This is a genomic window from Micromonospora rhizosphaerae (assembly GCF_900091465.1).
In the GTDB taxonomy this organism is placed as follows: domain Bacteria; phylum Actinomycetota; class Actinomycetes; order Mycobacteriales; family Micromonosporaceae; genus Micromonospora; species Micromonospora rhizosphaerae.
The window spans coordinates 5,295,465-5,310,691 of record NZ_FMHV01000002.1 but is presented as its reverse complement, the minus strand read 5'-3'; the positions used below and the strand labels follow the sequence as shown (position 1 = coordinate 5,310,691).

At 67.2% G+C, this 15,227-nt stretch carries 15 protein-coding genes; 10 read left to right on the top strand and 5 right to left on the bottom strand.

Features of this window, described 5'->3' with window-relative positions; genetic code table 11:
- Window positions 1–20 precede the first annotated feature (20 nt).
- Window positions 21–503, top strand: a complete 483-nt coding sequence (locus tag GA0070624_RS24995; RefSeq protein WP_245718974.1) for a VOC family protein — start codon at window positions 21–23, stop codon at window positions 501–503.
- On the opposite strand, the gene GA0070624_RS24990 is transcribed toward GA0070624_RS24995, so the two are convergent.
- From GA0070624_RS24990 to GA0070624_RS24980, 3 genes are all read right to left on the bottom strand, one after another.
- The gene (locus tag GA0070624_RS24990) at window positions 463–1,554 is read right to left on the bottom strand and encodes a LacI family DNA-binding transcriptional regulator (RefSeq protein ID WP_218105291.1); all 1,092 of its coding nucleotides are present in this window, start codon (window positions 1,552–1,554) and stop codon (window positions 463–465) included. The genes GA0070624_RS24995 and GA0070624_RS24990 overlap by 41 nt on opposite strands.
- Before the next feature lie 133 nt (window positions 1,555–1,687).
- Window positions 1,688–2,680 carry an ROK family protein gene (locus GA0070624_RS24985; RefSeq protein WP_091345224.1) on the bottom strand — a complete coding sequence of 331 codons (993 nt, stop codon included), beginning with the start codon at window positions 2,678–2,680 and terminating at the stop codon, window positions 1,688–1,690.
- Window positions 2,677–4,278: a class I mannose-6-phosphate isomerase gene (locus GA0070624_RS24980; protein ID WP_218105290.1), complete on the bottom strand. Its 1,602-nt coding sequence runs from the start codon at window positions 4,276–4,278 to the stop codon at window positions 2,677–2,679. Before GA0070624_RS24980 ends, GA0070624_RS24985 begins: the two co-directional genes overlap by 4 nt.
- 236 nt (window positions 4,279–4,514) lie before the next feature.
- Between GA0070624_RS24980 and GA0070624_RS24975 the strand changes: the two genes are divergently transcribed.
- From GA0070624_RS24975 to GA0070624_RS24950, 6 genes are all read left to right on the top strand, one after another.
- Window positions 4,515–5,864: an ABC transporter substrate-binding protein gene (locus GA0070624_RS24975; protein WP_091345220.1), complete on the top strand. Its 1,350-nt coding sequence runs from the start codon at window positions 4,515–4,517 to the stop codon at window positions 5,862–5,864.
- Window positions 5,865–5,944: 80 nt separating this feature from the next.
- Window positions 5,945–6,742 carry a carbohydrate ABC transporter permease gene (locus tag GA0070624_RS24970; protein WP_245718973.1) on the top strand — a complete coding sequence of 266 codons (798 nt, stop codon included), beginning with the start codon at window positions 5,945–5,947 and terminating at the stop codon, window positions 6,740–6,742.
- Window positions 6,739–7,629: a carbohydrate ABC transporter permease gene (locus GA0070624_RS24965; RefSeq protein WP_091345214.1), complete on the top strand. Its 891-nt coding sequence runs from the start codon at window positions 6,739–6,741 to the stop codon at window positions 7,627–7,629. Before GA0070624_RS24970 ends, GA0070624_RS24965 begins: the two co-directional genes overlap by 4 nt.
- Window positions 7,630–7,669: 40 nt before the next feature.
- Window positions 7,670–8,767, top strand: coding sequence for an ABC transporter ATP-binding protein (locus GA0070624_RS24960; protein WP_091345211.1), 1,098 nt, complete (start codon window positions 7,670–7,672; stop codon window positions 8,765–8,767).
- Entirely contained in the window at window positions 8,764–10,140 is a 1,377-nt protein-coding gene (gene ggh, locus GA0070624_RS24955; protein WP_218105288.1) for a glucosylglycerate hydrolase, read from the top strand. The genes GA0070624_RS24960 and ggh overlap by 4 nt, the downstream gene beginning before the upstream one ends.
- A gap of 172 nt (window positions 10,141–10,312) precedes the next feature.
- Window positions 10,313–11,404, top strand: a complete 1,092-nt coding sequence (locus GA0070624_RS24950; protein ID WP_218105287.1) for an MGH1-like glycoside hydrolase domain-containing protein — start codon at window positions 10,313–10,315, stop codon at window positions 11,402–11,404.
- Window positions 11,405–11,489: 85 nt separating this feature from the next.
- Here the strand turns inward: GA0070624_RS24950 and GA0070624_RS24945 are convergent, their stop codons facing one another.
- Together GA0070624_RS24945 and GA0070624_RS24940 are read right to left on the bottom strand one after the other, a co-directional pair.
- Window positions 11,490–11,885 carry a hypothetical protein gene (locus GA0070624_RS24945; protein WP_091345206.1) on the bottom strand — a complete coding sequence of 132 codons (396 nt, stop codon included), beginning with the start codon at window positions 11,883–11,885 and terminating at the stop codon, window positions 11,490–11,492.
- Window positions 11,882–12,319, bottom strand: coding sequence for an SRPBCC domain-containing protein (locus tag GA0070624_RS24940; RefSeq protein WP_091345203.1), 438 nt, complete (start codon window positions 12,317–12,319; stop codon window positions 11,882–11,884). Before GA0070624_RS24940 ends, GA0070624_RS24945 begins: the two co-directional genes overlap by 4 nt.
- 341 nt (window positions 12,320–12,660) lie before the next feature.
- On the opposite strand from GA0070624_RS24940, the gene GA0070624_RS24935 reads away from it, so the two are divergent.
- From GA0070624_RS24935 to GA0070624_RS36960, 3 genes are all read left to right on the top strand, one after another.
- Window positions 12,661–13,548 (top strand): hypothetical protein, encoded by an 888-nt coding sequence (locus tag GA0070624_RS24935; RefSeq protein WP_141715155.1) that lies wholly within the window; start codon window positions 12,661–12,663, stop codon window positions 13,546–13,548.
- A gap of 95 nt (window positions 13,549–13,643) precedes the next feature.
- Window positions 13,644–14,342, top strand: coding sequence for a hypothetical protein (locus GA0070624_RS24930; RefSeq protein WP_091345198.1), 699 nt, complete (start codon window positions 13,644–13,646; stop codon window positions 14,340–14,342).
- Between the two features lie 519 nt (window positions 14,343–14,861).
- Window positions 14,862–15,209, top strand: coding sequence for a 2'-5' RNA ligase family protein (locus tag GA0070624_RS36960; protein WP_091345196.1), 348 nt, complete (start codon window positions 14,862–14,864; stop codon window positions 15,207–15,209).
- Window positions 15,210–15,227 lie beyond the last annotated feature (18 nt).

Here is a 15,227-nt window from a genome sequence, read left to right as displayed (position 1 = left end):
CTTGGTGGAGTGATGGCCACATGCTGTCCAAGGGGCGCGTCCGAACGGGCGCGCCGGGCTACGAGAAGGAGCAGATGATGACGGCCCGCCCCGGCTTCCACCTCGCGATTCCGGTTGATGATCTGCTGCGGGCCCGCGCCTTCTACGGCGGCGTACTCGGGCTCGCCGAGGGGCGCTCGGCCGACGCCTGGGTGGACTGGAACTTTTACGGCCACCAGGTGGTGACCCACGTCGTGCCGGCGGCGCGGCAGGCCGACGCGGGCCGCAACCCGGTCGACGGGCACGACGTGCCGGTGCCGCACTTCGGACTCATCCTGTCGATCGACGACTTCCACGCCCTGGCGGACCGGATCCGCGCCGCCGGCGCCGAGTTCGTCATCGAGCCGTACCTTCGGTTCGCCGGCGAGCCGGGGGAGCAGTGGACGATGTTCTTCCGCGACCCGGCCGGCAACGCCATGGAGTTCAAGGCGTTCCGGGACGAGTCGCAGATCTTCGCCAACTAGGGGCGGACGCCCCAGCGGGACACCCCTTCCTCCCGTCAGCCTCGGGTCCGTAGTCGACAACGGTAGTGGGTAGCACGATCCGGCGCGGTGGAAGACCATCCTTAGAGTTGCTGGCCGCGTCGATTCTGCTCAGCAGCAGCCTGGCCGACTCTCGTCCGATGGCAGCCGGGTCGTATGACACGACGCTGAGGGACAGTCCGAGCATGTCCGCGAGTTCGAAGTCGTCGAAGCAGGACAACGCTATGTCCTGGTTAGTGCCCCTGGCTGCCCGGTATGCCCCGATGGCGTTACGGCTGTTGGCGCAGAAGAATGCGCTCGGCGAGTTTGTCAGGGCGAGGAGTTCCTGCGCTGTCCGCTCGGCCGCGGTGACGTCACGCTGCTCGCAACGAACAAACCGCTCATCGAGGTCGATCCCGGCGGCCTCCATCACCGAACGGAACCCGCGGAGACGCTCGGCGCTGTTCCACACCGCCGGGGGGCTGAGGAAGCCGATCCGCTGGTGCCCGGACGCCAGCAGGCGGGCGGTCGCCTCCTTCGCCCCGCCGTAGTCGTCGAGGAGGACACAGTCCACGGCGATGTCCGCAGGTGGACGGGCCGCCAGAACGACCGGTATGCCGTTGAGCTGTGGTGAGTCCAGGTGAGACTGGTCCCTGCCCGCCGGCACCACGATCATGCCTTCGACTCGCCACGCTGCCAGGTCACTGACGATCTGCCGCTCACGCTCCACATCGTCGCCCGTATTGCTCAGGACGACCTTCATGCCTCGTGCAGCCGCCAAGGTCTCCACCCCGAGCGCTAGTTGGGAGTAGAAGGGGTTGGCGAGGTTGGTGACGACCAGCCCGAGCATGCCGCTCGGGCGGCCGAGTCGTAGGCTGCGGGCCAGCTCATTACGCCGATAACTGAGCTCCTCTGCGGCGGCGAGCACACGCGCCCGGGTCCGTGGCGAGACCCTCGGGTCGTCGTGCAAGGCGCGCGAAACGGTCATTACGCTGACCCCGGCGTGGGCGGCGACCTCACGCATTGTGGGCGGCGAGCCCTCGGAGGCTGACATCGCATCGTCTCCTTGGATTCGATTAGTACGTGCGCTGCGGATGCGGCATGTCGTCGTTTACCCCCGGCCCGTCGTGTCTGACCTCACCGGAGGGCGGGGTGTCGGACCAGTCGCGATTTGATCGCGGTGGGGATCAGAGTGGGCGTCTGGTGGTGAGCGCTTGCGCGGGCGACGCGGTCAGGTCCAAGTCTGACAGGTCACCAGCGGCGTACCAGGCCGCTCCGAGTAGTGCCGCATCCTCGGGCTGCCGGGCCTGGGTGAGAACCAGCCGCGAGAGCACCTCCGTTTCCATTCGAAGCAGCCCCTCTTGGATCGGTCGGGCAATCAAGTCCCAGGAGGCGGCCATCGAGCCACCGACGACCAGGACGGTGGCGTGGAAGCGCGCCAACCACGGTCCGACGGTCTGTCCGAGTGCGGAGAAGGCGTCGTCCATGACTCGACGGGCGACAAGATCGCCGGCCCGGGCCTTGCCGGCGATCTCCCGGACGTCCAGGATCACGTCCGGCGCGGGCTTCGCGATATCGGCGTATCGGCTCATGATGGCCCGCCGAGAGACGGTGTCTTCCAGCGGGTGCCCGGCGAAATTCAGCAGGTGCACCCAACCCTGTGGCGGGACGTCGGGGCCATCGTCCACCAGCGAGCCCTGGGCTAGGAAGGCCGAGCCTACGCCGGTGCCGAGGGTGATACCGACGGCGCGGTCGTGTCCCCTGGCGGCACCCGCCGTCCACTCGCCGAGCGCAAAAGCATTCGCATCGTTGAGGAAGCTCACCTCCGACGGCCGCCCCGGGAGTCGCTCGATCAGGATCTTGCCGAGGTCGACGCCGTAGAGGGCATCGAACTTCGCGACGCCCTCGAAGAGCGCGATGCCGCGGGCATAGTCGAACGGGCCCGGGATTGCGATGCCCCATCGTGACCCTGGGGGGGCTTCGAGTCGGCTGGCACACCCTAGGATTCGATCGACTATCTCCTCCGCCGAGGCGTCCGCGCGGATGGGCTGGCGACACCTGGTGCCGGGTACGACGCGGCGAGCGTCGACGTCGACCAACGCGGCGGTCACGTGTGTGCCACCGATTTCCAGCACCGGCGCGGGCTGCCGCGTTCGGCGAATTTCGACGGGACCGGTCATCGGACCAGGGACTTGACTAGAAGGACGCGGGCCGAGCCCAGCCGCTGCAGGGAGTAGGCCCCCACCGCGGCTGGGACGACGAGCGTCTCCGCATAGGCCAAGCTGTGCCGATGGCCGCTGGCGGTCTCGACCAGCACGCCGTCGCCTTCCACCACGTTGAGAATGTGGAAGCGGCCGGCCGTCTCGTCAGGTGCCGGTTCGTCGCAGTCGACAACCACCCGACGTACTTCGAAGAACATTTCCGGCAACGCCCCCAGTAACTCCTCGCGCCAGCCGCGATCCTCCCGCACGATGCGCGGCGGCTGCACCAGGTCCGTCCGGACCTTGTCGCCAGTCCGCTGCGTCCCGAGGTTGTTGAAGGCGTGGTCCACATGAACCGGCCGTTGGCCGCCATCAGCGTCGCGACGCAGCCAGTCGTAGAAGCGCAGGGAGTAGAGGTACGGGGTGGCGCTGACCTCCAGCACCACGTTCCCCTCACCGCTGCCATGCGGCGTGCCCGCCGGGATGACGAAGAGTTGGTGCGGGACGGCGGGAAACGTCTGCACGTACCGTTCGATGTCGAAGGGCAGGCCGTGCCGATCGGCGTCGTGCGCCTCTCGGGAGAACGCTTCGACGTCAACACCGTCGCGCAAGCCTAGATAGACCTTGCTGCTCTCGCCGCCAACCATCATGTAGTAGGTCTCGTGCTGCGGGTACGGCCAGCCGAACACCTCGCGCATGTATTCCGGTTGAGGATGGCAGTGCACGGACAGGTTTCCACCGTCGACGGTGTCCAGATAGTCGAACCGAATGGGGAACGAGGTGCCGAAGGCGGCGTGGACCTGCTCGCCAAGCACCTGCTGCGGATGCAGGGCCACGATGAGTTGGAAGGGGACCTCGACCTGGACGCCGGGCCCGCCGATGAGCACGCCGCTCTCTGGTGCGATGAGTTCGTAACCGAGCGCTGTGTTCGGCGCCTCTCGGTTGATGCCGAGCTGGCGCTGACCCCAATGCCCACCCCAGGAGGTGGTGTTGAAGGTCGGCCGCGTGCGGAACGGCCGCTGCGCCAGGTGTGCGATCGTACGGCGCAGGGTGTGCCCGTCGACGGAGACGGGGCGGGTGGCGTCCTGAACATCGATCCAGCGATCGATGTGGGGCGCGACGGCGTCCCGGTGGCGGTCGAGCAGCGGCCAGTCGATGTAGAACAGCCGCTTCGTCGTGGGTCTCGCGTCGCCCTCCCGCTGTCCCAGGTTGCGGCCGTCGCCGGAGACGATGGCAGCCTCGGCGTAGCGCTTGGGTAAGTCGGCGTACCAGAGGACGTCGTGCTCGACGAGAGCGGCGCCTGGACCGAAGACGACGACGACGCCTTCGGACGGCGGCGGCGGCTCTGGAACCGTGTCGAAGAGGTCGGCGAGACTGCCGGTTGCCAGCCTGTCAAAGTCTGGATCCTCCGACAGCCCGGCGGAGGCCGTGCGCTCGACGATGCCGGGCCATGGTGCCAGCTGTGCGCTCAGGTCGAGGTGCTCGACGGGGGTCCCGCGTTCGACAAGCGCCTTGGACAGATTGCCCACGACGGCGGCCCAGTCCATGGTGGCCGGCCCGTCGACCGCGAGCACCATCGGTCCGGCAGGAAGTGTGGTCACCGCCCGGTCCCATCCAGATACTGCCTCGCCGCCGACGGTCCGGTACCAGGGCTGGGCGTCGTAGGGCCGGGGGTAGCAGGTTGAGCGCAAATCTTTTCCCTTCCAGCTGTTGACCGAATGTTAACGTCACCATAGCCTCCTTAAAACATGCGCGGCCTCCTTGATCCGCCAGTGCATACGCCGCCGCCACCCGCTACCCAGGAGGACCCTCAATGGCCATCCCGCGCTCGCCCGCTTCCGCCCAGTTATCCCGTCGCGACGTGCTGCGATGGGGACTCGCCCTCGGCGCCGCAGCGCCTCTGCTGTCCGCCTGCGGTGGCGTCTCCACCTCTGGCGGTGGCGGCGACGGTGCCCTGACCTTCCTCTCGACCCAGTTCACGCCGGTCGAGGAGGCGGAGCGGGTCCGCGGCATCCTGAAGGACGCCTACCCGGGGCGCGTCAGCTACGTCGTGGGCGACTCGTCACAGGCGGGTACCCAGGTGCGGTCACAGGTCTCCAGCGGCGACGTGCGGATCAACCTGCTCGGGGGGCTGCACGGCGACTTCACGCCGCTGGCCGGTGACAACCTGGAAGATCTCAGCGACCTGATGCGCGAGCTCAGCGACAAGGGCTATTCCTCGAATCTGCAGGAGCTGGCCAAGGCCGGCACGGACCGGACCTGGTACATCCCGTGGGCACAGGCGACCTATCTCCTCGCGGTGAAGAAGTCCGCGCTCGAACACCTGCCCTCGGGTGCCGACGTCAAAGCCTTGACCTATGATCAGTACCTCGACTGGGCGATTGCCGCTCGCCGGGCCAACGGCGGGAAAGCGCAGTTCGGTCTCCCCGCTGGTCCGAAGGGCCTGCTGCACCGTTTCCTCCAGGGACACCTGTACCCCTCCTACACGGGCGCGCTCGTGACGGCGTTCCGCAGTGACGACGCCGTGACGATGTGGAAATACCTCAAGGAGTTGTGGGCCAACACGACCCCCGCGAGCACCAACTTCGACTTCATGCAGGAGCCGCTCGCCGCCGGCCAGGTGACCGTCGCGTGGGACCACGCCGCGCGCCTGGTAGGCGCTCCGCAGGCGGCGCCCGACGACTGGATGATGGTGCCCGCTCCGGCCGGCCCGAAGGGGCGCGGATACATGACGGTGGTGCTAGGTCTCGGAATTCCCAAGGGCGCCCCGCACGCCGACAAGGCCAAGGACGTCATCAAGGCACTCTCCCAGCCAAAGACGCAGATTGAGCTGCTGCGGCAGAACGCCTTCTTCCCGACGGTGAAGGCCGAGATTCCCGCCGACCTTCCACCGGCGATCCGCCTCGAGGCCGACGCGGTGCGAGCTCAGCAGGAGGCGCCCAACGGGATCCTGTCCCTGCCCCCGGTCGGACTAGGAAAACGCGACGGCGAGATGTCCAAGATTTTCCGCGACGCCTTCACGGCGATCGTCCTCGAGGGTGCCGACGTTCGCAGGACGCTCGACAGTCAGGCCAAGAACATGAAGACCATTCTGGACGAGGTCAAGGTCCCCTGCTGGGCGCCGGACCCGGTAGTGCCTGGTCAGACCTGCGCCGTCGGATGATGAGCGCGACCGTAGCATCGGTACGGCGTGGGAAGCGACCGCCCACGCCGTACCTGCTCATCCTGCCGTCGGTCATCCTCATGGCCCTGCTGTTCGGCTGGCCGGTCGCGACCGGCATCATCGAGGCGTTCCGCGGGCCCGACGGTTTGACCCTCGCGAACTTTGAGCGGATGACCGGCGAGCCGAACTTCTGGGACTCGGTCCGCAACACTCTGCTGCTCATCGCCGTCGTGATACCGGTCCAGTTCGTCCTCGCCTTCGCGATGGCACTACTCCTGCAGGCCAAGCTTCGCTTCTCCGGAATCTACTTCTACGTGTGGGCGATCCCGCTAGCCGTGAGCGATCTGGCTGCCGGCTTGGTGTGGCTGGCCGTCTTTTCCGACCGCGGATACCTGAACTCCGTACTGGTCACGCTGGGCCTCGGCGACGGATTCGCGTGGCTGTCCTACCAGAACGAGTCCACAATGCTGCTGGCCGTCTTCATGGCAGAACTTTGGCGTTCCACGTCGCTGGTCCTGCTCATCGTCGTCGCCGGGCTGCAGGTCGTTCCGAAGGACTACGACGAGGCAGCACAGATCTTCGGTGCCACCTTCTGGCAGCGGCTTCGTCATGTAACCCTGCCCCTGGTCAAGCCGAGCCTGCAGGTTGCGCTGATCCTGCGGACCATCCTCGCCTTCCAGGCTTTCGCCGTCGCCCAGGCCCTGACGGGTCGCGACTTCCCGCTGCTCGTCGGCGAAACGTACGAATGGTTCGCCACGCTCCAGAACCCGGCCGTGGCCACCGCGGTGGCGCTCGTCGTCCTCGGAATGTCGCTGCTCACGTCCGTGATCTACCTTCGCGCGCTACGACAGCCTGAGGCTACGAGGGGGCTTCGATGACGGCACCGACACGTAGCGCACCGCGCGCGACCCTGGCGACGCCGGTCGACTTGCCGCCGATCGACCGGGCGCCGCTGCGCCGCCTGCATCGGCGCCGAGCGCTCCAGCACCTGGCTGCCGTGGTGATCACGCTTTTCATGGGCGTACCGATCTACCTCATCGCGCTGGCCGCATTCTCATCCCGGGAGTCGTTGAACGACTTCCCCAAGTCGTTGCTGCCCACGGATGTGTCGACGGAGACGATCAACGCATTTCTCGGCTCCGCCGGAGTGCTGCCCGCCACGCTGAACTCGCTGCTCGTCGGTTTCTTCACCGTGATGCTCTCCCTCCTCGTCGGAGCGCCCGGAGGTTATGCACTGGCGCGCTACGGCTTCCGTGGACGCGACACCTATCAGCTGTTCCTGCTGTTGACCAGGGCGTTGCCCATCGTCGTGCTGTCCATTCCGTTGGCGCAGCTGTTCCTCACCGCAGGTGTCTACGACAGCGTCTTGGCGGTCATGCTTGTCCACACCGCGCTGGCGTTGCCGACGACCATCCTCATCACCGCGAGCATCTTCGTCTCGGTGCCCCGCGATGTCGAGGAGGCCGCCCTGCTGTTTGGCTGCAGCCGGATCGGTGCCTTCCTGCGTGTCGTCATGCCGCTCGCATTGCCCGGCATCGCCGCATCCAGCATCTTCACCTTCGTGCTGTCGTGGAACGAGGTGCTGGCTGCCGCGGTGCTCACGCTGGACAACCGCACCCTGCCGGCACAGGTGCTCACGTCCTTGCGGGAGTCGCCGCTCGCCTACCGGTTCGCCGGCGGCTTCGCGCTTGTCGTTCCTGCGTTGGTGTTCATTTTCCTGATGCGCCGATACCTGCTGAACATGTGGGGATCTGCCCTGCGCTGACCACCCGATCCGGGTGCCCGCCTGAACCGATGAGGATCCGATGGCCGAAGTGAACCTCCGCAACCTCGTGAAGACATATCCCGGCGCCACCGCGCGGGCTACCGATGACATCTCCCTCGACATCGCCGACGGCGAGTTCATGGTGCTCCTCGGGCCATCCGGCTGCGGCAAGACGACACTGCTCCGGATGGTGGCTGGCCTGGAACTGCCCGATGCTGGACAGGTCGTCGTCGGTGGCCGCGACGTGACCTACCTGCCGCCGCGCGAGCGGAATCTCTCGATGGTCTTCCAGTCCTACGCTGTCTTCCCGCATCGCAGAGTCCGAGACAACATCGGGTTCGGGCTGGCGATGCGGGGAATCGCCCGGGAGGAGATCCGACGCAAGGTTGCCTGGGCGGCGGACCTGCTGCAGCTCACGCCGTATCTCGACCGGTACCCCTCGCAGCTGTCCGGCGGCCAACGCCAACGGGTCGCGGTTGCCCGCGCCATCGTGGTCGACGCCGACGTGCTGCTCATGGACGAGCCATTGTCGAACCTCGACGCTCTGCTGCGGCTGTCCTTCCGTTCCGAGCTGAAGAAGCTTGTCCAGGAGCTCGGTACGACGACGCTCTACGTGACCCACGACCAAGCCGAGGCGCTCTCACTCGGTGATCGGGTGGCGGTCATGCGGGAGGGCGTCGTGGTCCAGTGTGACGACCCCATTGCCGTCTACGACCGTCCGGCGAGCCGGTTTGTCGGCGGCTTCCTCGGCAGCCCGCCGATGAACTTCCTCATCGGCGGCGTGGACGGCGCTGATCGTGAGTCTGCCCGCGTCACCGTCGACCTCGGCGGCCAGGTCCTCCGCGGCCCCGACGCCTTGCGACCCCTCCACGGCGCCGATGTGCATCTCGGTGTGCGGGCCGAGACCATTGGCGTCTCCGACCGCGAACTGCCGGACGCGCTACGCGCCACTGTTCAGGTCTTCGAGCCCCTCGGCTCGGCAGTGCTGATCACCGCAGATCTCGCCGGGCAGCAGATCAAGGTGCAAGCGCCCAACAACTTCCGCGTTGGACCGGGGGACACCGTGTGGTTGAGCTTCAGGTCGGAGCACCTGCGCTGGTACGACTCGGAAACCCAACTATCGCTGGAGACCGTATGACAATGCTGGACGCCAGACCGGTTGCGGCGGCCCGGGCTCAAGGGCGCCTGAGCGACGGGGCGCTGACCGCACGTGCCGCCTACATCCTGCGCAACAATGACCTCGGCACCATGACAGCGGCCGCACCGCGGCTCTATCCGCACATGTGGAGCTGGGACGCGGCCTTCATCGCAATCGGCCTGGCGCAGGTCAGTGTGGATCGGGCCATCACGGAGATTGAGGCGCTCCTCGCCGCGCAGTGGCGCACGGGGATGATTCCGCACATCGTCTTTTCGCCCGACGACCCGGATTACTTCCCTGGCGCTGATCGGTGGGGTTGTGCTGCGCTCGCGGAGGCTGCGCCACGCACACCGGCGACGTCGGGCATCTGCCAGCCGCCAGTGCACGCGATCGCCGTCCAGCGGATCCTTGAGGCCGCGCGCCGAGAGGGCCCACGCGAACGCAGAGAGGCGGAGGCCTTCCTCGATCGGGCCTGGGGCCCACTCATGCGATGGCACCGTTGGCTGGTGCAGCAGCGCGACCCGGATCAGGTTGGCCGGATCACGGTGCACCATGGCTGGGAATCGGGCATGGACAACTCGCCGCGGTGGGACGGCCCCTACGCCCGTGTCGAGGTCGGCCCCGATCTGCCGCCGTACCGGCGTCGCGACACGCAGGTCGTCCAGGACATGAGCCAGCGTCCCAGCGACCGCGAGTACGACCGCTACCTATGGCTCGTCGAGCAGATGCGCCGGGCTCGCTATGATGACGCGGAAATCCGCCGCACAGTCAGCTTCGCCGTCGAAGACGTGTTTCTGAGCGCCATCCTCGCCGTAGCCTGCGACGTGCTCGCGGACCTTGGTGAGGACGCCCCGCAGCGTGCCGGCGATGTCGAAGAGCTACGTAGGTGGGCCGGCCAGTTGCGCGCTGGTGTCGCGGCTTCGGTCGATGCCGATAGCGGTCTGGCTCGCGACCGCGACATCCGTACCGGGGAGTGGCTCAACACCGAGACCATCGCCGGCTTCGCGCCGCTGTTGTGCGGCGGTTTGGACCGCCCGGCTGAGCGGCGGCTCCTCAATCTGCTCGACTCCGAGCGATGGAGTGGGCACCCGTCCTTCATCGCCGCTGTGCCGCCGTCCACGTCGCCGCAATCAGCGGACTTCCGGCCCCGCGAGTACTGGCGGGGGCCGCAGTGGCCGGTCATGGCTTGGCTCTTCGGGTGGGCGTTCGGCTATCGCGGATGGCCCGAGCGGTCGGCGCTCATGCGCGAGGAGGGTTTGCGGCTGATCGGGGACGGGAGCTTCGGGGAGTACTACAACGCGTTCACCGGCGAGCCGCTCGGCAGTTTGCAGCAGTCCTGGACCGCTGCCGTGGCGCTCGACTGGCTCTGCTGAGCTCTAGCCGGCTGGGTCGCGCGGCCGCCGCCTGAGGCGGTCGTCCGCAACCCGTACCCCCGTCGCGAATAGAAAGGCGTACCTGGTGGAAGAAGGCGCGTCCATCGACGATCTGCGAGCAGAGGCGCGACAGTTGCTCGAACGTCACTGGGACGAGGAACGTGGCTATTGCGTGCCTAATCCAACGGTCTACCCGCACCTGTGGCTGTGGGATTCCTGCTTCCACGCGATCACCTGGGCTCGCCTCGGTGACCTGCGCGCGGCGCGGGAGTTGGACGCCGTCCTGCTCGGCCAGCTCCCCGGCGGGCTCGTTCCCCACATGCGGTACGGGGGTGCGCCGCCCGATGCCTGGTTGGGACCGCTCCCGGCGACGTCCTCACTGGCGCAACCTCCCATGTTCGGCCACGCGGCGAAAGTGCTCATCGAAGAGGGCCTGCACCCGTCTCCGGAGGCGCTCGCACGAGCAAGGCGGGGTCTCAACTGGCTCTGGGACAACCGCCGGACGGACCTCGATCTCATCTACGTCGTCCATCCCTGGGAGGCCGGCAACGACCACTCTCCGCGGTGGGACGACTGGGGCGCGCCCGGCCGCACTGCGCAGGACTACGACCGGGCCCTCCGGTCAGCATGGAACAAGCAGCGGATGGAGGAGGTCAGCTACCACCCAGACGGCGCTGCGGCCTGGTCGTCGAGCTTCGTTGCGTGTCCCGCGGGGTTCAACGCCTACGTCGCGTTCAACATGGCCGAGCTCGCAGAGGTGCTCGATGACCCGGTGCTCGCCGAGCGAGCTGTACGCGTCAGCGCCGCGATGGACAATCACCTGTGGGATCCCACGCAGCAACTCTGGCGGGACCTCGCGGTTGTCGGCGGCGGCCGGTCGGTCACCGTTCCGATCAGCGACGGGGTGATGGGTGCGTTGGTCACCGCGGACCGTTCCCGCGCGATCCCGGCTCTGCAGCAACTTTTCGACCCCGATCGCTTCGAGGCCGCCTGGGGGCCGACGAACGTCGCTCGCACCCATCCGGCGTACGACCCTCACATGTACTGGCGTGGAGCTGGGTGGCCGCACCTGAACTACCTCCTGTGGCTGGCCCTGCGCAGGTGGGACCTCGCCGATGAGGCCGGACAACTTGCGGCAAGATCGCAAGACGTGGCGAGGGCCAGCGGGTGGGCCGAGTACTGGAATCCCGAGACGGCGCAGGGCCTCGGCGCCATCCCGCAATCGTGGACGGCGTTGGTCGCGACGATGACCGACATCCCATGAGCGCTGGGATCAAGCTGGCGTGAGTGGCGGACGCCGTCACGATGGCCGCCAGTATCGCGGCCTTCCTGCTCCTTGCGGGCCGCTGTCACGCTCGCGATGCGGGAGGCTCGCCGGGCTCTGGTCGGCCAGTCGAGACCAGCCAGCGCCACCGGGGCAGTTCCGCCAGGACCGAGGCGGCCACGAGGATCCACACGGTGATCGCCGCCGGCAACTGCCAAGCCAGCCAGGATGCCACCACCGCGGCCGCCATGTGCAGAAGCACCAGACCGATCGTCACGTATCCAGGCACTGGGACGACGACCTGCGCCTTGTCGCCCGGTGTCGCGAAGACCGTCGGCAGCGCGACGAGCACCACCACCGATGCCACGGCCAGCAGCACCGAATGACCGGCGAGCGCCCACGGCGTGGCCACCCAGGCCACCAGTTCGGTGGCGAAGCGCAGCGCGGAGGCCGGCCCCGGCCGGTTCGGGGATCGGTTCACGCCCGCTCCTCGTTCTCCGCCCGGCTCTTGAGCGCCTCGTTGAGCCGTTCGAAGTCCGCCACGGCGCCGTTGACGACCTTCCCGTACAGCGGCACCAGAGTCCCAGAGAACTTCTCGCTCTGCACCACCCGCGTGCCCCCGTCGCGCGGGGTGAGGACGAACAGGTGCTCCCCGTCGAAGATCCCGGGCAGGATCAGCCGGCCCAGCCAGCGCAACTCGGCCGCTTCCCGGGCCGCCAGGACGCGCGGCTTGAACGACATCGGGCGGCCGGCGACCGGGAACATGCGGAGGTTCAGGGTGCTGCCGACCCGGGCCTCACCGGCCGCCTCCCGGATGAAGGGATTCCACTGCGCATAGCGTGGAAAGTCGATCAGCACCTCCCAGACCCGCTGCGGCGTCGCGTCGATGTCCACCTGCGTCGAGATCTCGCGCATCGGTCCCCCTTCAGTAAGAACTCGATCATGGCATCAGCGGATCGGTGGGAGGACCGTGGGTTCCAGCACTCGGGAGTCGCCCGGGATCATTCCGAGCGAACGGGGTGCGGAAGAGGAACCGCTGGTCAGGGTGCCCGCCCGAACCGGCGGCTGACGACGTGGTCGCAACGGCGACCGTCAGCGGCGGTGGACGCAGCTGGCAAACTCTCATAGCCGACGTACGGATACCTAGACGCTGAGAAGCAGGACGCGAAACTGCCGAGAAGAGAGCATTCGATCTTGGCGCGGCTGGGGTGTCCGGTAGGTGACGGTGAATCGCGGCTGCGGTGTACCTTCTGCCCGTGATCACCCCCCAGGAGATGCTGCCGTCGCTGACCCATCCGGTGTTGTGCCGGCATCCGATCGACCTCCTCGGCCGCGCCCTGATGCGGGTCTCCAGCCGGCGCCTCCCGCGAAACTCCGTCAGCTGGCTGATCGGCCCGAGCGCGGGCCGCGACATCGTCGGGCATGATTGGGTGGAGCGAACGGCCACCGATCTCGGCGGCTCGCTGAGCACGGGCCCCGATCACGGGCTGCTAACCTCATTCGCCGCGCTCGCCGGCGAGGGTTTCGATCCCGCCGACGTAGACCCACGGATCGCCGACTTCTACGAGCGCGCCTCCCGGTGGCACCTGGATCTGTGGTCGGAGTGGTCCGCCGTTGCTTGGCCATTCGGCCGGATCATCACGGCCCTGCTCAGCGAACGGCTGCAGCAGGCCTGCTTGCCGATGCGACCGCTCGATGCGTCGTTTGGCATGACCAGCAAGGTGGTTCACATCCACGACGCGCACGGCGAGGTCGTCGGCTCGGCGTGGCTCCGGAACATGCGCAAGACAGGCCACGTGACCTACAGCGGCCTTTATGGCGTCAGGACCCTCCCCGGCAACGGGCAGCCCAGCGTCCGCGTCGTGTTTCCCCTGCCGCTGGGCTCGTTACAGGTCTTCCTCAAGCCCTCCGCCGGCCTGGACGGCAGCTTCCATCTGCACTCCCCGATCGGAGGGTTCGGCGCCAACGGCGCATATCTCGTGCTGGAGCGGTATGACGAAACGCTCAGCGCACGCCGTATCCCGCTGAACGAACACTTCCATCTATACGTCGACGAGGACGGCGACGTGCGGGCCGATCACAGCCTCAAGCTCTGGAACATCCCCGCAGTTCGGCTGCACTATCGGATGCGGCGCCAGGCCTGAAGAAAACGCAACGGCAGCCTCGCTCCGGCTCTCCGGTGTGGGCGGTCGACCTCGAAGGCCTTGTGGTACTTGCGTGCTCACACGATACTGCGGTCGTGTGGGTTGCCCTGTTGATCCTGCTGAGCACCTATTTTGCCCTGAATCAGGTCGGCGTAGCTGACAGCGGCGCGGCGTTGTGGGCGCCTACGGCAGCGGCATTGCTTGCCGTGTTGCTGCTCTGGCGCGCCGCGCGTAATAGCGGGACGCCGGTATCGGAGCCTGTGCGCCGTTCGAAGCTGGCACGCCGCGTCCTGGCGCTGGTCGTCCTGACCTATCTCAGCATGTCCCTGGTGGCCGGACTCGTCGGCGGTTTCGTGCCGGTGGTTCCGCCCGGTGGTTCTCCTGATCACGCCATTGCCATCAACCTGCGGCTGGGCACCATCGTAGGGTTGCCCATCAGCTTGATCCTCATCTTCGGGGTGGGACGCCTGTCTGCGACATGGTTGGCCGTCGCGAGACCTTTTCGATGGCTCGCGATGATATCCGTGATTCCGGCCCTGGTCTCATTGGCGCTGCATCCCGTTGCCGTCGCATGGTCCCGCAACCATGGCAGCACGCCTCCGCGTGACCTCGCAGAGATAGCTCCGCGGATGGTCGCCGTAACGGTCCTGATTTTCTGCGCCCTGGCTCTCGGCAATCTGAGCGGGCGAGAATCATCGAGACGGCCCGCGTCGGCGGAGAGCCCCGGTGACGGCACCGGCCTCGGTGGCGTCGACTCCGGCGAGGTCATCGCGCCGAATCGAACCACCCCTTAAATGCACCCTTCTGCCGCGAGGAGCGCGGTCTGCAGCTTGCGTGCCGGCTGCGGACTTGAACAGGGCTGGCCTGCACGGCTATTGCAGACAATGCACCCAGACAACAAGCTTGCGGGGCCAATTCCCCTGGCCCTGAAGGTCCAGGATCGCAAGCTCTACCCGCTGGCCGTATGTGCCGGGGGCAAGGCAGGTGGGTGGCGTGCCGCCGAAGGTCACGCCTTCGCGATCCGTCCATGAATCGCCAGCGACCGGTATGCTCTCGCCTTCCCGGTCGCTGCCGTCCTCGGTGAAGCCGATCGCACAGAAGGGATCTGGACAGAGGGTCTCGTTGACATGGCGGGAAATCTACGGCATGCCATGCCTACTCGGACTGATCCTTCGCCATCTTGTTGATCACCAGCCTGGACTAAGCGGCCCCACTCGCGTCGCGGACATTCAAGCGCACGCATTTGCCGCTGGTCGCGAGTTCATCGCGGGCCCAGTGCTTCCTGCGGCTACGCCAGAACCTAGGCTCGGGCCGTGATTGCGGCAATCCGGCAGAGTGCCTTAGTACTCGAGGTCCCTGAGGCGGAAGCGGCAGTGGGACACCATCGCGATGTGCTCGACGCTAGCGCTCGGCTAGGAGTCCCGGCGCATGTCACTGTCCTCTTTCCGTTCGTGCCTCCAGCTCAGATCGACACGATGGTCGTAGCTGACCTGCGGCGGATCTTCGCCAGTACCGCGGCGTTCAACTTTCGACTGGCCCGCACCGCATGGTTTGGCGATCAGGTTCTGTGGCTCGCGCCAGAGGATCCCCAACCCTTCCGGGTCCTCACCGAGCTCGTGCACACCGCTTCCGGAGTTCCCACCGTACGAGGGCCGGTTTGACGACGTCGTGCCTCACCT